Origin of the sequence: Flavobacterium sp. CFBP9031, assembly GCF_034044945.1 — a bacterium.
GTDB lineage: Bacteria > Bacteroidota > Bacteroidia > Flavobacteriales > Flavobacteriaceae > Flavobacterium.
On sequence record NZ_JAXCWF010000005.1, the window covers coordinates 15,241 to 38,398 of the forward strand.

A 23,158-nucleotide genomic window follows, 5' to 3' on the forward strand; every position below is an offset into this window, starting at 1 on the left:
TCAGTTTGTTCAACAATTATAATTGGCTTCTTAGTTTCAGAACATAGTCAGCAACTAACCAACGTTCGTGAGCACTTAATTGATTTGCATGTGAACCCATTGCATTTAAACCATAAGTCTCAACATGAAAGATACTTCCTTCAGTGATCTCTCTGTCTTTATAGCTAGGTACTCCAAGAAATTTCTCTCTTTCAACCAATTTACCTTTACCGTTACCAGTTGCACCATGGCAGCTGATACAATAAATATCAAAAAGCTCTTTACCTTTTCCAGAGTTTTTCTCTTCTTCTGTCAAAGGTGATTTTAAATTAGCTTTTGCTAATTCATAACCAGCAGTTGAGTTTTCATATTCATAAGGTTCAAAACCTCTATTGATAGTTCCTGCAACAGGAAGCTGTCCTTCTTTTCCTCCCTTAAATATTTTTGCTTCTGAATATGGCTCGTAAGCAACAGATTCATACATATTAGGGAAATACTGATAGTTCGGTGCCGAATTATTGTGGCAAGATGAAACTAAAATAGTTATACCAACTAAAAGTGTTATTTTATATATCCTTTTCATAGCTACAATTAATTCTTTTCTATTACTTTAACTTCAACAGCTCCAGTTCCTTCGAAGAAAGAAACTAGTTCAGCTTCGTTATCATTTACAGCAACCTCCATTAAAAAGTGGTCATCAGTTGTTCTTACATCTGGGTTTTCAGCTTCTTTAAATGGCCATAATCTACTTCTCATGTAAAAAGTGATTACCATTAAGTGGGCTGCAAAAAACACAGTCATTTCAAACATAATTGGCACGAAAGAAGGCATGTTTTGGATGAAACTAAAACTTGGTTTACCTCCAATATCCTGTGGCCAGTCATGAATCATGATATAACTCATCATAGTTGTTGCAACAGAAATACCAACACAACCGTATAAAAAAGCACATATTGCTAATCTTGTTGGTGCTAAACCCATGGCCTTATCCAATCCGTGAACCGGGAATGGAGTAAAAACCTCTTCAATATGATGATGAGCAGCTCTAGTTTTCTTTACTGCATTCATCAAAACGTCATCGTCATTATAAATGGCGTATATAACTTTATTACTCATGATGTGAATCTTTACTGTTTGCTCTTTCTCTAATATAATTATCTCCTGTTCCTTTCAAAATTGTTTTAACCTCTGCCTGAGCAATTACAGGGAATGTTCTAGAGTATAATAAAAACAATACAAAGAAGAAACCAATTGTTCCAATGAAAATTCCAATATCAACAAATGTTGGTGAGAACATTGTCCAAGAAGATGGAAGGTAATCTCTATGTAAAGAAGTAACAATAATTACGAATCTTTCAAACCACATACCGATGTTTACTACAATCGAGATGATGAATGAGAACATGATACTTGTTCTTAATTTTTTGAACCACATAAACTGAGGAGAGAACACGTTACATGTCATCATCGACCAATATGCCCACCAGTAAGGTCCAGTAGCTCTGTTTAAAAATGCATATTGCTCATACTCTACACCTGAATACCAAGCTACGAATAACTCAGTGATGTAAGCAACACCTACGATAGATCCAGTAATCATGATAATGATGTTCATTAACTCGATATGTTGTAATGTGATGTATGCTTCCAGGTTAGATACTTTTCTCATAACGATCAACAATGTATTTACCATTGCAAATCCTGAGAAAACCGCTCCAGCAACGAAGTATGGAGGGAAAATTGTTGTATGCCATCCTGGAATTACAGAAGTAGCAAAGTCCATAGATACAATCGTGTGTACAGAAAGTACAAGTGGAGTAGCTAAACCAGCTAATACTAAAGATACTTCTTCAAAACGCTGCCAGTCTTTTGCTCTACCGCTCCAACCAAAACTTAAGATAGAATACACTCTCTTGTTAAATGGAGTAATAGCTCTATCACGAAGCATTGCAAAGTCAGGTAACAAACCAGTCCACCAGAAAACTAATGATACTGAAAGATACGTTGAAATCGCGAATACGTCCCAAAGTAAAGGTGAGTTAAAGTTTACCCATAAAGATCCAAATTGGTTTGGTATAGGTAATACCCAGTATGCTAACCATGGACGTCCCATGTGAATAATTGGAAATAAACCTGCTTGTACTACAGAGAAGATAGTCATAGCTTCAGCAGAACGGTTGATGGCCATTCTCCAACGTTGACGGAAAAGTAATAATACCGCAGAAATTAATGTTCCAGCGTGACCAATACCAACCCACCAAACGAAGTTAGTAATATCCCAAGCCCAGCCAACTGTTTTATTTAATCCCCATGTTCCGATACCGGTAGATACGGTGTAAATTATACAACCTAACCCCCAAAGGAAGGCTATTAATGCGATTGAAAATACAATCCACCATTGCTTGTTTGCAGGCCCCTCAACAGGTGCAGCTACATCTACAGTTACATCGTGATAAGATTTATCACCAATAACTAAAGGTTTTCTAATGGGTGCTTCGTAGTGAGACGACATAATCCTTTATATTGTTTCTTAATTAATAATTTTACTAAGTATTTCTAACTTTAACATGGTAAACCACATTAGGTTTTGTACCTACATGCTCTAATAAGTGGTATGATCTTTCGTCAGCAGCTAATTTAGCAACTTTACTTTCTTTATCATTTACATCACCAAATATCATCGCTCCTGAAGAACAAGCACTAGAACAAGCTGTTTGGAATTCACCATCTCTAACTGGACGGCCTTCGTTTTTAGCTTTTAATTTAGTAGCTTGTGTCATTTGGATACACATAGAACATTTCTCCATAACACCACGAGAACGTACGTTAACGTCAGGATTTAATACCATACGGCCTAAATCATCGTTCATATGATAATCGAACTCGCTGTTTTTGTTGTATAAGAACCAGTTAAAACGACGTACTTTATATGGACAGTTGTTAGCACAGTAACGAGTACCAACACATCTGTTGTAAGCCATATGGTTTTGACCCTCACGACCGTGAGAAGTTGCTGCAACTGGACAAACTGTTTCACAAGGTGCGTGGTTACAGTGTTGACACATTACAGGTTGGAATGCTACTTGAGGATTATCTCCTGCTTTTTCCATTTCATTAAATGTAGATAATGAACTAGATAAGCCAGCAATTCCTTCTTTTCTTTCGTTATCACCTTCAAAAGTGCTTTCAGAAGAATAATATCTATCGATACGTAACCAGTGCATATCACGGCTTCTTCTTACCTCTGCTTTACCAACAACTGGAACGTTGTTTTCTGCGTGACAAGCGATAACGCAAGCTCCACAACCAGTACAAGCATTTAAGTCAATTGAAAGGTTGAAGTGGTGCCCTGTTGTACGATCAAATGATTCCCAAAGATCTACAGTAGTAGCCTCAACTTCTTGGTGATCTAAAGATACCATTGGTTTTTCATTCCAATGTTCAGCATCTTTAGTATTGAATATTTCTAAAGTAGTTTCTTTAATAATATCTCCTCTACCCATTAAAGTTTTCTGACCTTGAACACAAGCAAACTCATGTACACCACCAGCTTTAGCAATAGATACTGATTGAACATTATTGAAACCTTTATATAAAGCGTAAGCATTTAAACCTACTTGCATTTCTTCTTTTAGAGCTGCTTTACGTCCGTATCCAAGAGCTAGACCTAAAGTACCAACTGCTTGACCTGGCTGAACGATAACTGGAACATTTTCCAATTTAACTCCATCAACCGTAATAGTAGCATAACTACCATTTAAACCTCCGTTTGCAACAATTTCGTTTGATAAACCAAGTTTCTTAGCATCAGCATTAGATACTGTAACATAGTTATCCCAAGAAACTCTTGTAATTGGATCTGGGAACTCTTGTAACCATGGGTTATTAGCGTGTTGCCCATCTCCTAATCCTGTTTTAGTATATAATACTAATTCAAAATCACCAGCAGATTTAGATCTTGCAACAGCATTTGCAGCAGTAGCAGCATCAATAGCACCTCCAGCCAAAGCTGAAGATCCAAGAACAGCTACACCATCATGTAATACTTTATTCCAAGAAGCTCCTGCAGTGTAAGCTCCAGAGTTTGTTTTTAAGTAGTCATAAAAAGTACCAGCTGTACCATTTACTGACAATAAAACATCTTGAAATTGTTTTGTATCAAAGATTGGACGAATTGTAGGCTGAGTTAAGCTATATGTTCCGCTTGTAAGCTCAAGATCTCCCCAAGATTCTAAGTAGTGAGGAGCTGGTGCAGCAATTGAAACAATTGATGCAGTTTCGTCTTCTTTTAATGAAAAAGCAACAGACGTTTTAACTTTTTTCAATCCAGATACAAAAGAAGCTGAATCAGCTAAAGTGTAAACAGGATTAACTCCACTCATAATTAAAGTATGAACACTTCCAGCATTCAAATCTTTAATCAACTGTGCAACTGCAACATTAGAACCTTTTCTAATTTGTCTCGCTCCAGCAGTACTAAAAGCTTCACTAGCCAATACTTGATTGATAGCTAAAACTAATAATTGAGCATTTTTATCTTCAATTCCAGATACTAAAACTCCTTTTGAACCAGCAGCTTTAAGCTGTTGTGCAGCTTTTACTACTTCAGTTTTAAAGTTTCCTTCTAAAGCCACAGGAATAGAAGCACCTACAACAATATTATAAATTTGAACTAAAGCTTGCTTTTGAGCAGCTACAGTCATTGGAACACGCTTATCAGCAGCAGCTCCAGATAATGTCATGTTTGATTCAAACTGAAAATGACGAGACATTTTTCCGTTTTGAGGAATACGTCCTTGTGCATATCCTGTATCATATCCTCCACCTTGCCAGTCTCCTAAGAAATCAGCACCAACAGAAACGATTAAAGAAGCTTTTGAAAAATCATAATCAACTAAAGCTCTTTGACCATAAGCAGATTCAAAAGCATCTAAAGCCTCAGATGAAGAAACTGCATCATACACAACGTGCTTAGCGTTTGGATTTTTTGCAATAAACTCAGCAATTAATTTTTCTGTAGATGGACTCGCTAAAGTGTTAGTTAATAATACTACTTGACCACCTTTAGCTTTTGCATCTGCCAAACTTGATTTAATTTTTAAATCAACAGCTGACCAAGAAGAATTTTTACCATCTACCTTTGGCTCTTTCAAACGAGTACTATCATAAAGCCCTAAGATAGATGCATGAACTCTAGCATTCGCAGAAAATTTAGCTCCTGCAATTGTATTGTTTTCAATTTTAATTGGACGACCCTCACGAGTTTTCACCAAAAGATTAGCAAAATCAAATCCGTCAAAAACCGTAGTTGCATAATAATCTGCAACACCAGGAATGATTTGTTCTGGTTGTAATACATAAGGGATAGACTTGTGAACAGGACCTTCGCAAGCAGCTAATGTTACAGCCGCTGTACTAAACCCTACGTACTTTAAAAAGTCACGACGTGAAGTCCCAGATGTAGATAAAGCCTCAGCGTTACCCAAAAACTCATCAGTAGGAATCTCTTCAACAAATTCGTTATTTCTAAGCGCCTCAACAATAGAGCTATTTTCTAGCTCTTCAACACTTTTCCAGTATTTTTTGTTTGATGACATTGTATATATATATTAAAATCTTAATAAATCGATTAATAGTGGCATTTACCACACTCTAAACCTCCCATTTGCGCTGCAGTTAATTTCTCTACACCGTATTTTTTAGAAAGTTCAGCATGAATTTTGTCATAGTAAGCGTTACCTTCCATCTTAACATCAGTTTTTCTATGGCAATCAACACACCATCCCATTGTTAATTTAGAGTACTGCTTCATGATTTCAAATTCTTGTACTGGACCGTGACAAGTTTGACATTCAATACCTGCAACAGAAACGTGTTGAGAGTGGTTGAAGTAAACAAAGTCAGGTAAGTTATGAATACGAACCCATTTTACAGGCTGTGTTTTTCCAGTATAAGCTTGTTTCGTCTTATCCCATCCAACAGCATCATATAATTTTTGAATTTGAGCATCGTAGAATGCTTTACTGTACTCAGGAGTCGCAGTTGTTTCAGCAACTTCAGAAATATTTTTATGACAGTTCATACAAACATTTAATGAAGGTATACCAGCTGTTTTACTTACACGAGCAGCAGAGTGGCAATATTTACAATTGATTTCGTTATCACCAGCGTGAATCTTGTGAGAGTAGTGAATTGGCTGAATTGGCTCATAATTCTGATCTACACCTACTTGCATTAAGTATCCGTAAACAAAATAACCACTAGCCAAAAGCAAGAAGATTGAAGTTACTAAAACCAAAAATTGGTTTTTAACGAAAGCTTTCCAAATTGGAAGTCTTGCTTCTTTTGGAGCAATTTCAATACCGTTTTTGTTTGCAACTTTAGTTAAAACCTTGTTTACCATAAACAACATCACAACTAAAATAGCCATTACAAGAGCAAGAGCTCCTAAAATAATGTTATTTGAAATAGCGCCATCCTGAACATTTGTTCCAGGAGGAGTCGCACCACCTCCCACAGCCGCAGCTGGTTCAGCTTTAGGCTGAGAAGTATAAGCTATAATATTATCAATATCACCTTCAGATAATTGAGGAAAAGAAGTCATTACCGCTTTATTATTTTCCTCAAAAAGTTTAACAGCAACAGGATCACCTGACTTAATCATGTCAGAACTGTTATGCACCCACTTATAAAGCCAAGCTTTATCATGTTTATCAGCAACTCCTCGTAAGGCCGGACCTGTTGATTTAGCATCTAATTTGTGACATGCAGCGCAATTTGCATTAAAAAGTTCTTTCCCTTTTGCTGGATCACCGCCTCCTGCAGCTGGAGCAGCCGCAGCAGCCTCAGGCGCCGCCGGAGCAGCAGCTTCTTGAGCAAATGAAGTTAGGGAGAAAATTAACGTTAGCGATAAGCCAAACAGCAATTTTCTTGAGATCGAATTATGGTTACCCACCTTTTTCATATAGTATAAATAATTGTCTACTAATTTTTGGTATGATTTTTTCTGTAGTAAATCCAGTAAAAACCTATACCCTCTTTTAAAACTTGCACAAAAATACGACTTATGAACTATTCTCAAAACCTTAAAATAGTCTTAATTATCAATTTATATCAATTCTAAATAATATTAAAATTTCACACTCAAACTTTAAATAGTATTTTTGCATAAAAACCATCACATTATGAGAATTTTAAGTCCTTCAAAAAACCTTTTCTTAACAATTACAACGATTGCTTTCGCACACAATATTAATGCTCAAGATCAAAATTTAATACTGAACCAAGACCCTAAATTTGAGCAGCTACTTAACGAAAAGCGCAAAATTAACACGTCAATAAATACAAACGATACTTACAGAATTCAAATCTTTAGCGGTAAAAGCGACGAGGCAAAAAAAACGTTATCGGATTTTAAAAGAGAAAATTCGAATATCGACGGAACCATTATTTTCAGCACTCCAAACTACAAAGTAATTGTTGGAAATTTTAAAACCAGAATAGAAGCAGAAAGAAACCTAGCAGAAATCAAAAAAAGATACAAAAGCGTTTTCTTACTTAAACCTGGAAAATAATCCATTAAAAAAACAAAAAAAGGCGAGATAAAAATCTCGCCTTTTTTTGATTCATTAACATATCTTAAACACTTATCCTCTAAAAAATAAAACCATTTCACTCATTAGAAACCGTCGCATTTTTAATTTTTAATTTACCACTTTTATTCCACTAGCCAAGAAACGAATTTCCTCTTTAGGCGCGTTAATAGCATCTATTTCTGCCTTTGTTTTTTTAGCATCTTTTGCATAATGCTTCAACTCCTCAACTGATGTTACTTTTCTCTCTACACTTCCTTCTAAAACAACATTCTTACCTTTTACTGCCGTAGGTACAAAAAAAGCATAATCTTTCATTTTAACGAAGAAAGATGCCCCGTCATCCGTTTTAACGCTTATCCAACAACCTCTTTTCGGACAAACATCTGTCACTTCTCCCCTAACCGCAACGCTTTCTATTTTATTTGTAGCTTTTAAATCTTTCTGCAATTCCCCTACAGAAATCGCTTTACTCATCAAAGCTTCTGAAACATTTTCACCATAATAATCTCCAACGAAAGCATTGCCTGCTGGCGGAGCTAGTTTTTCTACAGCTTCTTGAGCAAAAGACGAAGAAAAAAAACACATAAACAAAATCATCGAGTAAAATACTTTTTTCATATTTCATTATTTTTAATTCAATACATCAAACTTGAACAAACTAAAATACACATTTATCTCAAATTATTACAAATCAATTTTGGCTCAAAATTTCACAAATAAAAAAAGTCCCAATTCACATTGGGACTTTTTAATTATATAATTGAATATTATTTCAATTTCTTTTTGATTGCTACTTCATGGTAAGCCTCAATAACATCATTAATTTCGATATCATTAAATCCTTTTATCTGGATACCACAATCATAACCTTTACTTACTTCTTTCACGTCGTCTTTGAAACGTTTTAAAGCAACTAACTCACCTGTATGAACCACAACTCCATCTCTAATAACTCTAATTTTAGAGGTTCTTAAGATTTTACCATCTGTCACCATACATCCAGCAATCGAACCAACTTTAGAAATTTTGAAAATCTCACGAATTTCAGCATTTCCTAAAATTTCTTCTTTCATTTCTGGAGCAAGCATTCCTTCCATTGCATCTTTCAAGTCATCGATAGCAGCATAGATAATAGAATAGTAACGGATATCGATTTCTTCTTTATCTGCAAGCTGTCTTGCATTTCCTGCTGGACGAACGTTAAATCCGATGATGATTGCATCTGATGCAGAAGCCAAGTTAACATCAGTTTCTGTAATCGCACCAACTCCTTTATGAATAATATTGATCTGAACTTCTTCTGTAGAAAGCTTAGAGAACGAATCTGATAATGCCTCAACAGAACCATCCACGTCTCCTTTAAGAATCACGTTCAATTCCTTAAACTGACCAAGAGCGATACGACGTCCAATTTCATCAAGTGTAATATGTCTTTGTGTACGTACAGATTGTTCACGCATTAATTGAGAACGTTTAGATGCAATTTGTTTTGCTTCTTTTTCGTCTTCAAATACATTAAACTTATCACCCGCTGTTGGAGCTCCATCTAAACCTAAAACAGATACCGGAGTCGAAGGACCAGCACTTAAAATAGTATGCCCTCTTTCATCATGCATTGCTTTAACTTTACCGTGGTGTTTACCTGCCAACATATAATCTCCAATTTTCAAAGTACCTTGTTGCACTAAAATCGTAGACACATATCCTTTTCCTTTATCTAAGTAAGCCTCAACAACAGTTCCTTGAGCTCCTTTATTTGGATTTGCTTTTAGATCTAAAATCTCAGCTTCCAATAAAACTTTCTCTAATAATTCTTTAACACCTGTTCCAACTTTTGCAGAAATATCATGTGACTGAATTTTTCCACCCCAATCTTCAACAAGTAAATTCATACCAGCCAAACGCTCTTTAATTTTATCAACATTCGCGTTTGGTTTATCAATTTTATTGATTGCAAATATAATTGGCACTCCCGCAGCCTGTGCGTGAGAAATTGCTTCTTTAGTTTGTGGCATGATATCATCATCTGCCGCTACTACGATAATCGCAATATCTGTAACTTGAGCTCCACGTGCACGCATCGCGGTAAACGCCTCGTGACCCGGAGTATCTAAGAATGCTATTTTTTGTCCGTTATCTAAAGTAACCCCATATGCTCCAATGTGCTGAGTAATACCTCCTGACTCACCAGCAATTACATTTTCTTTACGAATATAATCCAGTAAAGATGTTTTACCGTGGTCAACGTGACCCATTACTGTCACAATTGGCGCTCGTGTTACTAAATCTTCTTCTCTATCTTCAACAACCTCGATTGCTTCTTCAATATCTACCGTAATGAATTCAACATCATAACCAAATTCATCTGCTACAATAGTTAATGTTTCAGCATCTAGACGCTGGTTCATGGTAACCATGATACCAAGAGACATACAAGTTCCAATTACTTTAGTAATCGGCACATCCATCATGATTGCAATTTCACCTACAGTAACGAACTCTGTAACTTTAATCGTTTTACTTCCTTCGTCAAGAGCTCTTTGCTCATCATCAGATTTCTGACGGTGCGTTTCTCTTTTATCTCTTCTATATTTTGCCGCTTTAGATTTCCCTCCTTTACCTTGAAGTTTTTCAAGAGTTTCTCTAATTTGGTTTTTTACTTCTTCTTCAGTAGGCTCAACTTTTGCTACAATTGCAGGACGGTTTCCTTTTACAAAACCTGGTCTCTGACTTCTGTTCGCATTAAATCCTCCTCCACTATTTTGAGCTGGTTTATTATTCGGATTTGGCGTTCCACCCGCATTACCTGTAGCAGGCTTTGGCGCACCAGGCGTACCCGGTTTTGGACCAATTCTTTTACGCTTATTTTTATTATTTGCGTTGTTGTTATTACCAACACCAGGAGCTCCAGGTTTATTCTGAGCCGCTTTAGGATCTTCTTTCTTCTTCTTAGGTTTATTAAATTGAGATAAATCAATTGTCTGACCTGTAAGAGTTGTTCCTGTAAGTTTTTGGTATTGAGTAGTAATAGTTTCCTCTGAAGTTGTTGGATCAGTAGACACGATTGGCTCCTGAGCAACTTTAGATTCTACTTTAACTTCTTTTTTCTCAGTAATAATAGGTTCTTCTTTTTTTGTTTCAGAAACAGGAGTTGAAACAACTGATTCAGATTTTACTGTTTCATTTTGAACAGGTTTTTCTGGTTGCACAGGTGCAACAACAGCTTTTGGCTCTTCAGCCTTAACCGTTTCCTCAGAAGGAGTAATCGCAGGTTTTTTTGGATTCAAGTCAATTTTACCCACTTGTACAGGTCCCGAAACAACCGCTCTCGCTTTAATTATTTCTTGCTGTTTTTGACGCTCTTCTTCTTGTCTGCGTTTGTCTTCAATTTCTTTCTCACGCTCTACACGTAATGCTTCTTTTTCCTTTCTTTTTTCTTCTCCAACCTCTTTAGAAGCCTCCTTGTTCCCCTTATCGCCCGCAAATTGGCTTTGAAGGATATTAAATTCGCTATCAGAAATTTTTGCATTTGGATTTGCATCAATAGCAATTCCTTTATCTTTTAGATAATCTACAGCTCTTTCTAACGAAATATTTAATTCCCTTAAAACCTTGTTTATTCTTATTACTCTCTCTTCAGACATATAACCTTTTTATTATTACCTTTTTCGTTGTGTTGTTAGAGCAGATCTAAGCCATTGCTTAATTATCAAACTCTTCTTTTAGTATCTTCATAACATCTAGAATCGTTTCCTCTTCTAAGTCTGTTCTTCTTACTAAATCTTCTACGTCGTGTTTCAAGATACTTTTTGCTGTATCCAAACCGATCTTTGCAAACTCTTCAATTACCCACTCTTCGATCTCATCTGAGAACTCTGTTAATTCAACATCGTCTTCATCTGCAACAGTACCGGCAACATCTCCTTCACGAATAACATCTAGCTCATAACCTGTCAATTGACCTGCTAATTTGATATTGTGACCACCTCTACCAATTGCTTTAGAAACCTCTTCTAATTTCAAGAACACTTCAGCTCTTTTGTTATCTTCATCAATTTTGATAGAAGAAACTTTAGCAGGACTTAAAGCTCTTGTTATAAATAATTGAATATTGTTTGTATAATTGATTACATCAATATTTTCATTTCCTAATTCGCGCACAATTCCGTGAATACGAGAACCTTTCATTCCCACACAAGCTCCAACTGGATCAATTCTATCATCATAAGAATCAACAGCTACTTTTGCTTTTTCACCAGGAATACGAACTACATTTTTAACCGTAATTAATCCGTCGAAAACTTCTGGAATTTCTTGTTCAAATAATTTTTCTAAAAACTTCTCTGAAGTTCTAGACATAATAATTTGAGGTTTATTTCCTTTTAATTCAACGCTTTCAATAATTCCACGCACATTATCTCCTTTACGGAAGAAATCTGACGGAATTTGTTTTTCTTTTGGAAGTACAATTTCATTTCCTTCGTCATCCACTAAGATTACTACTCTTGGACGTACGTGGTGTACTTCGGCTGTATAAATATCACCGATAATATCTTTAAATTGCTTGTAAAGATTTGTATTATCGTGTTCGTGAATTTTAGATATTAAATTTTGACGAAGCGCTAAGATAGCTCTTCTTCCCAAATCAATCAATTTTACTTCTTCAGAAACTTCTTCACCAATTTCAAAATCCGCTTCAATTTTTCTTGCTTCAGTCAATGTAATTTCCTCATTTTCAAAATCAAGATCCTCATCAGCAACAATTACTCTTCTTCTCCAGATTTCCATATCACCTTTATCAGGGTTTATAATGATATCGAAATTTTCATCTGAACCGTATTTTTTCTTTAATGCATTTCTAAATACGTCCTCTAAAATTGCCATAAGCGTTACACGATCAATAAGTTTATTATCTTTAAACTCTGAGAATGAATCGATTAATGCTAAATTTTCCATGCGAATTTTTTAATTAAAATTAAAATGTTACCGTAACAACTGCCTCTTTAATTTCTGTATAAGGTATTTGTTGCTCTTTTTGAACTGTTTCTTTTCCTTTTCCTACTTTTTTCGGTTCTCTTGCTTTCCAAGACAAAATTATAAAAACATCATTAGCTTCTACTAATTCTGCTTCTATTTTTTCCGTATTTGTGGTAACAATCAACGTTCTACCAACATTTTTCTTGTATTGTCTTACCATTTTCAATGGCGTTCCTACTCCAACCGATGCTACTTCAAGAGAAAAATCTTGTTCTTCACGATCCAGATTATTCTCGATTGCACGACTAATGTCGATACAGTCTTGCAACGCCACTCCATTATCACCGTCTAAACCAACACTAATTTTAAAAGAATCCGAAACTGCCAAATCAACCAAAAAGACTGATGGTTTTTCCAGAAGAGCTTCTGTAATTAATCCGTTTACTTTTTCTTTAAATGTCATAATTTTATAAAAAGAGGGGACACTTAGTCCCCTCATTATTTAGATTTTAATAAATAACAGTGCAAATATAGTGTTTTTTTTATAAATCAAATAAATTGATTGCTCTAAAATAATTCCGTATCTTTATAATAGCATCAAAACATGTAATTATTCATATTTTTAACCCTCAAAATCATGAAACGAATTTTAGTACCTACCGACTTCTCAGAACATGCAGAAGACGCTTTAAGAGTTGCCGCTCAAATCGCAAAAAAGAACAATTCTGAAATCATTCTTCTACACATGCTCGAATTACCGCAACAATCTAACGACGCTATAGTGGGCGGAACAAGCATCCCTGAAACTATGCTTTTTATGAAAAAAGCAAACGAAACACTAGATGAAGTTGCCTCAAAAGAATATTTAGAAGGAATACCGGTAACTGAAATTGTAAAAATGGACAAACCGATACACGGAATTACGCAAATAGGAAAAGATTATGATGTCGATTTAATAATAATGGGATCTCACGGCTCATCTGGCGTTGAAGAACTATTAATTGGCTCTAACACTGAGAAAGTAGTTAGAAATTCAGAAATCCCTGTTTTAGTCATCAAGAAAAACATCCCAAATTTTAACGCCTCAAACATTGTTTTTGCTTCTGATTTTTCTGAAGAAGCAAAAAAACCATTTGAAAAACTTTTAAGCTTTACGAAACTATTTGATTCAAAACTCCACCTGGTTACCATTTGCACACCTAATAGTTTTAAACCAACTCATGTTAGCGAAAAAGCAATGAACGATTTTGTGGCAGAATTCGACATTACCAATTATACAACCCAAATTTATAATGACACCAATATCGAAAAAGGAATTATCAATTTCTCCAACAGAATAGATGCTGATGTAATTGGAATGTGTACACACGGAAGAACTGGTTTTGCACACTTCTTTAACGGAAGCATAAGTGAAGGATTAGTAAACCATGCCGTTAAACCTGTAATTACATTTAAAATATAAATACAAAAAGCTTCTCAAATGAGAAGCTTTTTTTTACTAATTAAACATTATAGAATTGACAACATTCTTTTATTTGTTATCACAACCCAAGTAAATCTCGTACCTGCTGCACAGTCATACCAAGAAATGCGGCAGCAGCATCAATACCAATAGCATTAACAATTTTTTCGACCTCATCAACCCAGTTCCCTCCTTTTACTTGTTTCATCTCATAAGGAGTTAACTCCGTAAAATCTAAATTCTCCATAGCTTCAATTATTAAATTATTAATCAGTTAAAAACAAAGAAATAGTATGTAGTATTTCCACTACAACAAATACACACAAAACATTGACAATCAATATAATAAATAAAAAAAATATTTTAAAGAAAAACTCCAAGATAGATTTGACAACATTTTTAAATATTTATTTGCATAACAAAAACCAAACAATTAGCTTTTTTTCCTTCTAAAAAAAAAACTCCTCATTCATGAGCTTTTCAACAAAGTTTATTTGAGCCTTACAACAAAGTTACCAACAAGCTTTATGCGGAACTTTGTCAAATAAATCAAAAAGTACATATCATGAAAACAATAGACAAAATTTACATTAACGGAGAATTTGTTACTCCGCAAGGAACAGAATATTTTGACCTTGTTAGCCCAACAACAAATGAGAAACTAGGAAAAGTTCTTTTAGGAAATACCGAAGACACCAAAAAAGCAATCGAAGCTGCGAAAAATGCATTCAAAATTTTTTCAAAAACAACAATCTTAGAAAGAATTCAGTACCTCAAAAACATTAAATCTTCTATTGAAAAAAGAAAAGACGACTTTATCAATATAATGATAGAAGAATATGGCGGAACATTTCAATTTGCAAGCGTAAGTTACGATTACATGATAAAAGGTTTTGACTCCACAATCAATCTGCTTAACACCTACAACTTCACCAAAACAATGGGCGAATCTGAAGTTCAAATGGCACCAATTGGCGTTGTAGGAATTATTATCCCATGGAATTCAAGCAACGGCTTTATCAGCAGCAAATTATCTACCGCAATCGCAGCAGGATGCACAACCGTAATTAAACCAAGCGAAATGAGTGCTCAACAAACACAATTAATTACCGAATGTCTTCATGAAGCAAATCTCCCGAAAGGCGTATTTAATATTGTAAATGGTTTGGGAGAAATTGTTGGAGCAGAAATAAGCAGAAATCCAGATATTGCCAAAATATCTTTTACAGGATCAACCAACGTTGGAAAAATAATCGCAAAAGAGGCTGTTAATACGATGAAAAGAGTCACCCTCGAACTTGGCGGAAAATCTCCCAACATCATTCTAGACGATGCCGATTTCTCAAAAGCCATTCCGCTTGCACTTGGAGCAGCGTTTATGAATAGCGGACAAGCTTGTATTGCAGGTACTAGGTTACTGATTCCAGAACATAAACTAGAAGAAACAAAACTTCTCATTAAAGAAATAGCTTCAAACTTCATTGTCGGCGACCCAAAAAACCCAAATACAGCCGCAGGACCAATGGTTAGCAAAAAACAATACAATCGCGTTCAAGATTATATCCAAACCGGAATTAATGAAGGCGCAGAAATACTGATAGGAGGATTAGGAAAACCAGAAGGATTAGAAAACGGAAATTTTGTTAAACCTACAATCTTTACCAACGTAAACAATCAAATGCGTATTGCACGAGAAGAAATATTTGGACCTGTTCTATCTATTATTACTTATAAAACCGAAGAAGAAGCAATCGAAATTGCGAATGACACCACTTATGGATTACAGGCTTACGTGAGTTCATCAGATTCAAAAAGAGCCTATACCGTCGCATCACAAATTAATGCTGGCCGCGTACAAGTTAACGGAATCGGCCATGACCCGATGGCTCCTTTTGGAGGATTTAAACAATCAGGAATCGGACGCGAATTTGGAACACTTGGCCTAGAAGCATACTTAGAACCAAGAGCATTAATTCAGCCAAAATAATCCTCATTAATCTGGAAATCTTTCTGTTTAAAGATTTCCAGATCTTTTAGTATTTTTACAATATGAGCACAGAAACACATACAAAGCCAAAAATACTCTACTCTTGCTACTACTCACGAAGCCGAGAAGGAGAACATTTTATACCCGAACATGTTTTTAGCTATCAGATTTCTGGCGAAATGATCGTTACAGACAATCAAAATACTTTTCACTCAAAACCAGGAGACTTCCGTTTTAGCAGAAGAAATCATTTGGCCAAGTTTACGAAGATTCCGCCCGAAGGAGGAGAATTCAAAACCATTTCTCTTTTTCTCGATCAAGAAATCTTAAGGGAGATTAGCAAAGAGCACAACATAAAAGCAGATAAGAAAGCTGACACAGATGCTATGTTCTCATTAGCTCCCAACCCACTCTACAAATCTTTTATGGAATCACTGATATCCTATTTAGAAGTCGACGAAGAAAACAACGAAGCTTTATTCAATTTAAAAATCAAAGAAGCTATTCATCTTTTATTAAAAGTAAATCCTGAATTAAAAGACATTTTATTTGATTTTAATGAACCTGGAAAAATTGATCTAGAAGCTTTTATGAACAAAAACTTCCACTTTAATGTTCAAATGCATCGATTCGCCTATCTTACAGGGAGAAGTCTAGCAACATTTAAAAGAGATTTTCAGAAAGTATTTGAACAAACGCCCGGAAAATGGCTTTTAAACAAAAGACTTCAGGAAGCTTATTATTTAATCAGCCAAGGAAATCCGCCATCAGAAGTATATATTGGTGTTGGTTTTGAGGATCTTTCACATTTTTCATTTTCATTTAAAAAGAAATTCGGAATCGTTCCCTCTTCTTTAAATCACAAATAAAAAGACCAAGGCGATTCAAAATCAACACTTAAAAAGAACAACCACTCATTTTAAATTTACGGCATAAAAAAAGCCTCTCATTTCTGAGAGGCTTTTCTGTTGGTCTACTAGGACTCGAACCTAGAAAGACGGCACCAAAAACCGTAGTGTTACCATTACACCATAGACCAGCAGTGCGGTTAAGCGGGTGCAAAATTAAAACTTTATTTAATTTATGCAAATTTTAAGCAAAACTTTTTTAAATAAAAAAAAGTCTCTCATTTCTGAGAGACTTTTCTGTTGGTCTACTAGGACTCGAACCTAGAAAGACGGCACCAAAAACCGTAGTGTTACCATTACACCATAGACCAGCAGTGCTATTAGCGAGTGCAAATTTAAGTCTTTATTTAGTTTGTGCAAACTTTTTGGCCAAAAAAAATCATTTTTTTTAATTTTTCTCCGTTTGAAATCCCCAACAACAATAGAAGTTCCTCATAAACAACATATTGCTCTTTCCCGATAGTTTTATAGAATTTTTTGTTAATGCTCGTTTCTTTACATAAAAAAACATTTTCTTTGTAGGATAGAAAAACACTCAAATTTTTAACACCTAAATATGGCACAATTCAATTTCAATAAATGGAATACAATTATTGGTTGGTTTGCATTTGCAATCGCTTTAATAACTTATACATTAACAGTAGAACCTACAATGAGCTTTTGGGATTGCGGAGAATATATTGCTACCGCAGCTAAACTTGAAGTAGGTCACCCACCGGGAGCTCCACTTTTCCAGATGATGGGTGCATTTTTTGCAATGTTTGCAATAGATGCTCAACATGTGGCTCTAATGGTTAACATGATGTCTGTTTTCTCTAGCGCATTTACCATATTATTTATGTTCTGGTCTTCTTCTATGATCTTAAAAAAGATTGTGGCTCGTTTTGCAGAAATTGACCAAAACAATTCGATTGTTATTTTAGGAAGCTCTTTTGTTGGGGCTTTGGCTTATACGTTTTCTGATAGTTTTTGGTTTAACGCAGTAGAAGCCGAAGTTTATGCAATGGCATCTTTATTAATCGCATTGCTTTTCTGGCTTGGTTTACGTTGGGAGCAAGACATGGACAAACCAAAAGGAAACAAATGGCTTTTAATTATTTCTTTGGTTATCGGTCTTTCGTTTGGAGTTCACTTCATGGCTCTTTTGACTATTCCTTCTATTGGATTCTTGTATTATTTCAAACATTACGAAAAGGTTACCATAAAAAACTTCCTTATTGCCAATGTAGTTGTTATCGGAATCTTGTTATTTATTTTTAAATTACTTCTTCCATTGACTATGGCATTTTTCGGAAAAACCGAAATCTTCATGGTGAATAGCATGGGACTTCCATTCAATTCAGGGACTATCTTTGTTGCATTAGTATTTATTGCGTTTTTCTATTTTGGATTAAAATACACGAGACAAAAAGGTTTAATATTCTACAACACTATTATATTATGTGTTTTATTTATCCTGATTGGTTTCTCAACTTGGTTAATGCTTCCTGTTCGTGCAAATGCGAATACCGTTATTAACGAAAACAAACCATCAGATGCTACTGAGGTTTTAGCTTATTACAATCGTGAGCAATATGGTGTAAATCCTTTGTTTTACGGACCTCAATACACGGAACTTTTTGCTGGTCTTGATGCTAAAACACCTTATTTAGACAAAAAACCAAACTACGAAAGAGATTATAAAACAGGTAAATATATTATTACCAATAATTATAAGAATGCAGAACAAAATTCTGACGATAACCAGAAAGCAATTCTGCCAAGAATGTGGAGTACAGAAACGGGTCACATTCAAAACTACATCAACTTTACAAATCCTCCGAAGTTCCGAATCAATCCTAATTACAATTATGATGAAGATTTGGCAAAATACGGAATCGATGCTAGCCAATTAAGCGAAGATGAATACAATAAAGCTACGGCTCAATTGCGTAATGAGGTTGAAAAAACAGTTTCTGAATTCAGAAAAGCTTACGCTCAAAAACAAATTGACAACGAAGGTTACGTAAAATTCTTAAGAAGCTACGGCGAGTATTTACTTATCGAAAAACCTTCTACAGCAGACAACTTCAGTTTTATGTTTGAATACCAATTTGGATATATGTACTGGAGATATTTAATGTGGAATTTTGTTGGACGCCAAAACGATGTTCAAGGTAAATACGATAATCTTGACGGAAACTGGATTAGCGGGATCAAAGCTTTAGATTCTGTTCATTTAGGTTCTCAAGACAATTTACCTTCTGATGTATTAAATAACAAAGGGCGTAATGTTTATTATTTCCTTCCGTTTATTTTAGGATTAATTGGTATTATGTACCATGCCAATAAAGATTTGAAGAGTTTCTATGTTCTTCTGGCTTTGTTTTTATTTACAGGAATTGCACTAAAAATATATTTAAATGAAAGACCTTTTGAACCTCGTGAAAGAGATTATGCTCTGGTAGGTTCCTTCTATGTCTTTGCCATCTGGATCGGATTTGGTGTTTATTCGCTTTATGAAAGTCTGCAGAAATACTTGGCTCCAAAAATTGCTGGACCAGTAATTATTGCTGGAAGTTTATTGGCAGCTCCTGTTTTAATGGCTTCTCAAAACTGGGATGATCACGATAGATCTGGAAGATATACAGCAGTTGCTATGGCAAAAGCTTATTTAAGTTCTTGCGATAAAGATGCTATTTTATTTACCATTGGAGACAACGACACCTTCCCTCTTTGGTACGCGCAGGAAATTGAGCATTTTAGAACCGATGTGAAGATTGTAAATACAAGTTTATTTATGACAGATTGGTATATTGATCAAATGAAAGCGAAGTCTTACGAATCAAATCCGTTGCCTATTTCTTTTGTACACAGCCAATATGTAGGAGATAACTTGGATTACACAGCTTACATTCAGAAAATTGATACACGCTGGAATATTAAAGATTTTATCGATTTCATCAAAAACCCTAAATCGACTGTTGGTTTACAAAACGGACAAACGATCCATTTCTACCCAACAAACAAGATTAGAGTGAATGTTGACAAAAACACTATTATTCAAAATAAAGTAGTTAATCCTAAATATTATGATTCTATTGTTCCTTATTTAGACATTGATATCAAAGGAAGCGCATTATACAAAAACCGTTTAATGATGCTTGATATCTTAGCAAATAACAACTGGAAAAGACCAATCTATTTTAGTGGTGGTGCTTTTGATGATGAAGATTATTTATGGCTAAAAGATTATCTGCAATTGGACGGAATGGTTTACAAATTGGTTCCAGTAAAAAACACTCCTTCTAAAGATGGAGGACCATTAGATATGGGACAAATCGATGCAGATAAAATGTATGATATTGTAATGAAATGGGATTGGGGCAATAGCGAAAGTGAAAAAATCTATCACGATCCTGAAACTAGAAGAAACAGTATTACATACCGTACGAATCTTTCGAGATTAATGAACGAGCTTATTGCTGAAGGCAAAATTGATAAAGCCAAAAACATAATCAATTTAGCAATGACCAAAATGCCTTTAGACAAATATGGTTATTATTCATTAGTTGAAGCTTTTGGAGATGGTTATTATAAAGTTGGTGAAAAAGCTAAGGCGCAAGACCTTTTAAATAAATTAGTTCAGAAATATAAAGAGAATCTAAACTATTACAGCACATTGCCTCCTTCTGACCAAACTTCTTTAGCAGTAGACATTATTACTGATATTGAACGTTACAGAAGCTTGCTACACGTAATGGACGACAATAAAGACAATGCTTTTTACAACCAGCACAAAACTACGTTTAACACTTATGTAAATGTTTTCGAGCGTTTTGGACGTGAAAAAGAGTAATTAATATACGTAAATCTTACTTATTAAAAAAATGCAGCGCTGTTTGATAAATAGCGCTGCATTTTTTAATTTTATACTATTGTAATTTTAATTCAAAATGAGCTTCTATTGGGTAAAAACTAACGCATTTATCAAAAAGGTATTTTCTAAATATTGCTGGGATATTCCTAACAACGAAAAGAAAATATACCTCACTTTTGATGATGGCCCTACTCCAGAAATTACAGACTGGGTTTTATCTGAATTAAAAAAATTTGATGCTAAAGCCACTTTCTTCTGTATCGGAAAAAACATTAAAGCCAATCTGGCTTTGTTTGACAAGTTAATCACCGACGGACATTCAATTGGAAACCATACCATGAATCATGTTAATGGATGGAAAAGCCACACGAATGAATATATTGAGAATGTACAAAACTGCGCCGCTATTTTAGACGAGCAAGAGAAAACCCCTCACCGTTTATTATTTCGTCCTCCTTATGGAAAAATTAAAAAAGCACAGTCTAAAATTCTTAGAAGCTTAGGCTATAAGATTGTAATGTGGGATGTTTTAAGTGCTGATTTTGATCAAAGTATTACGCCAGAAAAATGTCTTGAAAACGTAACGAAAAATGTAAAATCAGGTAGCGTAATTGTTTTTCATGACAGTATTAAGGCTTCTCCAAATTTAAGATTTGCCCTGCCTAGAACACTGCATTTTTTAAAAGAAAACGGATATAAGTTTGATATTATTCACTAAATAACATCAATTAAAAGAAGTTATTTAGACATTAAATTGTTCCTGAACAATTCCGATAATAGTATTAGCATCAAGCTCTCCAGATTGTCTCCAGATCATTTGTCCTTCTTTGTAAATCATTAAAGTGGGAAGTCCTTTAATACGAAGTGCTTCTGCGAGTTCCTGATTTTTATCTACATCAATTTTGATTACTTTGGCTTTATCGCCAAGTGCAGCCGCTACGTCCTTAATAACAGGATGCATAGAAACCGAAGATTCATTCCAATCTGTGTAAAAATCAATTAACACTGGAACTTGGGCATTTATTAGTTCTCCAAATTTTGACATAAAACCAAAAATTTAAGTTTTTTAAATCTCTTAAAAGAAATAAATATTATACAAATGTAGCATTTTTAACGAATTAAGCGACATTACGGCCTTTTTTTAGTTCAATTACTGTTATTTCAGGCATAATTCCAACTCGTCCTGGATAAGCGTGAAAACCAAATCCGCGGTTAACATAAACGTATTTTCCGACGTTTTCGTACAAACCTGCCCACTGTTTATAAATGTATTGTGCCAAACTCCATTTAAAATAACCTGGAATTTCAATTCCAAACTGCATACCGTGAGTATGGCCAGCAAAAGTCAGATGAAAATTCTTTGGATGGTCTTTAATTTCAGCATCCCAATGGCTCGGATCATGGCTCATTAAAACTTTAAAATCGTCTTGATGCACATTTTCTGAAGCTTTGTTTAAATCGCCTGCTTTTTTAAAATTCACTCCCCAATTCTCTACTCCAATCAAAGCGATTTTATCGTCACCTTTTTGAATATAAGTATGCTCATTCAACATTAATTTAAAACCAATCTGACCATAAAGGTCTTTAATCGCCTTGAAATTTTCGTCTTTTTCTTTCTCAGATGGCCATGTTACATATTCGCCATAATCATGATTTCCTAAAACAGCAAACTTCCCGTATTTATAATCTTTAATACGCTTAAAAGTTTCCAGCCAAGGATGCATTTCTTTGGCATGTGTATTTACAATATCTCCTGTAAACAAAATCAAATCTGATTCTTGTGCATTGATCAAATCAATAGCATAATTAATTTTTTCTGGATTATCAAAACTTCCGCTGTGAACATCAGAAATCTGCGTGATTTTAAAACCGTCAAAAGCATCTGGAAGATCTGGAAAAAATATGGTTTGTTTGATTACTTTGAAATTATATTTCCCTTCAAAAATTCCGTAAATAATAGAAAGAAACGGAATTGCCGCCAAACCTAAAGCAATCTGGCTTACAAATTTTCTTCTGTCGGGCATCATCTCCTTTCGAGGAGTATTGTAAACAAAATAATTCAGTATACTGGCCCCTACTCTAATAATATCCTCGCCAAACATTATTAATGTAAGTACAATTTTTGGCACATATACGACAAGCATCAAACCTGTAGTAAACATAAATTGCCTAGTCTGACCAACTGATCGGTCTACCTGCGAAAAAGAATAGATAATAAAAATTAAAACCAGCAAGCTTATAACTTGATAGCCAATCAAAACCCAACGTGCTTTGATTAAAGTTCGAAAAGCCTGATAAGAATAGAACTCAATAAATAATAAAAGAGCGCATAGAATTATAAAACGAAAGATCATTTAATTTATAGTTTTAAACAAAGTAACAAAGAATGAA

Annotated in this window: 18 protein-coding genes and 2 tRNA genes; 6 read left to right on the top strand and 14 right to left on the bottom strand. The window is 34.8% G+C overall.

Annotated elements, in window-relative coordinates; translation table 11 throughout:
* Positions 1-16 precede the first annotated feature (16 nt).
* From SOM12_RS09815 to SOM12_RS09835, 5 genes are read right to left on the bottom strand one after another with little or no spacing between them, the layout of a single operon-like run.
* The gene (locus SOM12_RS09815) at positions 17-562 is read right to left on the bottom strand and encodes a cytochrome c (protein ID WP_320493319.1); all 546 of its coding nucleotides are present in this window, start codon (positions 560-562) and stop codon (positions 17-19) included.
* 8 nt (positions 563-570) lie between these two features.
* Positions 571-1,095 carry a DUF3341 domain-containing protein gene (locus tag SOM12_RS09820; protein ID WP_095927930.1) on the bottom strand — a complete coding sequence of 175 codons (525 nt, stop codon included), beginning with the start codon at positions 1,093-1,095 and terminating at the stop codon, positions 571-573.
* Complete coding sequence (gene nrfD, locus SOM12_RS09825) at positions 1,088-2,491, bottom strand: NrfD/PsrC family molybdoenzyme membrane anchor subunit (protein WP_008466839.1); 1,404 nt, start codon at positions 2,489-2,491, stop codon at positions 1,088-1,090. Before nrfD ends, SOM12_RS09820 begins: the two co-directional genes overlap by 8 nt.
* A 34-nt stretch (positions 2,492-2,525) precedes the next feature.
* Positions 2,526-5,576: a TAT-variant-translocated molybdopterin oxidoreductase gene (locus SOM12_RS09830; RefSeq protein WP_320493320.1), complete on the bottom strand. Its 3,051-nt coding sequence runs from the start codon at positions 5,574-5,576 to the stop codon at positions 2,526-2,528.
* Between the two features lie 32 nt (positions 5,577-5,608).
* Positions 5,609-6,943 carry a c-type cytochrome gene (locus SOM12_RS09835; RefSeq protein WP_320493321.1) on the bottom strand — a complete coding sequence of 445 codons (1,335 nt, stop codon included), beginning with the start codon at positions 6,941-6,943 and terminating at the stop codon, positions 5,609-5,611.
* Positions 6,944-7,163: 220 nt separating this feature from the next.
* Here SOM12_RS09835 and SOM12_RS09840 point away from each other — a divergent pair, with 220 nt between their 5' ends.
* Entirely contained in the window at positions 7,164-7,553 is a 390-nt protein-coding gene (locus tag SOM12_RS09840) for an SPOR domain-containing protein (protein WP_320493322.1), read from the top strand.
* A gap of 129 nt (positions 7,554-7,682) precedes the next feature.
* Here the strand turns inward: SOM12_RS09840 and SOM12_RS09845 are convergent, their stop codons facing one another.
* From SOM12_RS09845 to rimP, 4 genes are all read right to left on the bottom strand, one after another.
* Positions 7,683-8,192, bottom strand: coding sequence for a DUF4920 domain-containing protein (locus SOM12_RS09845; protein ID WP_320493323.1), 510 nt, complete (start codon positions 8,190-8,192; stop codon positions 7,683-7,685).
* A gap of 149 nt (positions 8,193-8,341) precedes the next feature.
* The gene (infB, locus tag SOM12_RS09850) at positions 8,342-11,218 is read right to left on the bottom strand and encodes a translation initiation factor IF-2 (protein WP_095927935.1); all 2,877 of its coding nucleotides are present in this window, start codon (positions 11,216-11,218) and stop codon (positions 8,342-8,344) included.
* Positions 11,219-11,276: 58 nt separating this feature from the next.
* Complete coding sequence (gene nusA / locus SOM12_RS09855) at positions 11,277-12,530, bottom strand: transcription termination factor NusA (protein ID WP_095927936.1); 1,254 nt, start codon at positions 12,528-12,530, stop codon at positions 11,277-11,279.
* Positions 12,531-12,549: 19 nt separating this feature from the next.
* Positions 12,550-13,014 carry a ribosome assembly cofactor RimP gene (gene rimP, locus SOM12_RS09860; RefSeq protein ID WP_172426838.1) on the bottom strand — a complete coding sequence of 155 codons (465 nt, stop codon included), beginning with the start codon at positions 13,012-13,014 and terminating at the stop codon, positions 12,550-12,552.
* A gap of 174 nt (positions 13,015-13,188) precedes the next feature.
* Here rimP and SOM12_RS09865 point away from each other — a divergent pair, with 174 nt between their 5' ends.
* Entirely contained in the window at positions 13,189-14,013 is an 825-nt protein-coding gene (locus SOM12_RS09865; RefSeq protein ID WP_095927938.1) for a universal stress protein, read from the top strand.
* Between the two features lie 79 nt (positions 14,014-14,092).
* Here SOM12_RS09865 and SOM12_RS09870 read toward each other — a convergent pair whose 3' ends face one another.
* Positions 14,093-14,260, bottom strand: coding sequence for a hypothetical protein (locus SOM12_RS09870; RefSeq protein ID WP_172426839.1), 168 nt, complete (start codon positions 14,258-14,260; stop codon positions 14,093-14,095).
* Between the two features lie 318 nt (positions 14,261-14,578).
* Here SOM12_RS09870 and SOM12_RS09875 point away from each other — a divergent pair, with 318 nt between their 5' ends.
* Both SOM12_RS09875 and SOM12_RS09880 read left to right on the top strand, forming a co-directional pair.
* Positions 14,579-16,000 (top strand): aldehyde dehydrogenase family protein, encoded by a 1,422-nt coding sequence (locus SOM12_RS09875; RefSeq protein WP_320493324.1) that lies wholly within the window; start codon positions 14,579-14,581, stop codon positions 15,998-16,000.
* A 62-nt stretch (positions 16,001-16,062) separates the two neighbouring features.
* On the top strand, positions 16,063-16,869 hold the full coding sequence (locus SOM12_RS09880) for an AraC family transcriptional regulator (RefSeq protein ID WP_095927940.1): 807 nt from the start codon (positions 16,063-16,065) through the stop codon (positions 16,867-16,869).
* Between the two features lie 99 nt (positions 16,870-16,968).
* On the opposite strand, the gene SOM12_RS09885 is transcribed toward SOM12_RS09880, so the two are convergent.
* Both SOM12_RS09885 and SOM12_RS09890 read right to left on the bottom strand, forming a co-directional pair.
* Positions 16,969-17,039, bottom strand: a tRNA-Gln gene (locus SOM12_RS09885).
* A 109-nt stretch (positions 17,040-17,148) separates the two neighbouring features.
* Positions 17,149-17,219 (bottom strand) — tRNA-Gln (locus SOM12_RS09890).
* 245 nt (positions 17,220-17,464) lie between these two features.
* On the opposite strand from SOM12_RS09890, the gene SOM12_RS09895 reads away from it, so the two are divergent.
* Positions 17,465-20,746: a DUF2723 domain-containing protein gene (locus tag SOM12_RS09895; RefSeq protein WP_320493325.1), complete on the top strand. Its 3,282-nt coding sequence runs from the start codon at positions 17,465-17,467 to the stop codon at positions 20,744-20,746.
* A 97-nt stretch (positions 20,747-20,843) separates the two neighbouring features.
* The gene (locus SOM12_RS09900) at positions 20,844-21,485 is read left to right on the top strand and encodes a polysaccharide deacetylase family protein (RefSeq protein ID WP_320493326.1); all 642 of its coding nucleotides are present in this window, start codon (positions 20,844-20,846) and stop codon (positions 21,483-21,485) included.
* 24 nt (positions 21,486-21,509) lie between these two features.
* Here the strand turns inward: SOM12_RS09900 and SOM12_RS09905 are convergent, their stop codons facing one another.
* A complete protein-coding gene (locus SOM12_RS09905; RefSeq protein ID WP_008466807.1) occupies positions 21,510-21,812 on the bottom strand; it encodes a thioredoxin family protein in 303 nt (100 codons plus the stop codon).
* Between the two features lie 73 nt (positions 21,813-21,885).
* Complete coding sequence (locus tag SOM12_RS09910; protein WP_320493327.1) at positions 21,886-23,121, bottom strand: metallophosphoesterase; 1,236 nt, start codon at positions 23,119-23,121, stop codon at positions 21,886-21,888.
* Positions 23,122-23,158: the final 37 nt, after the last annotated feature.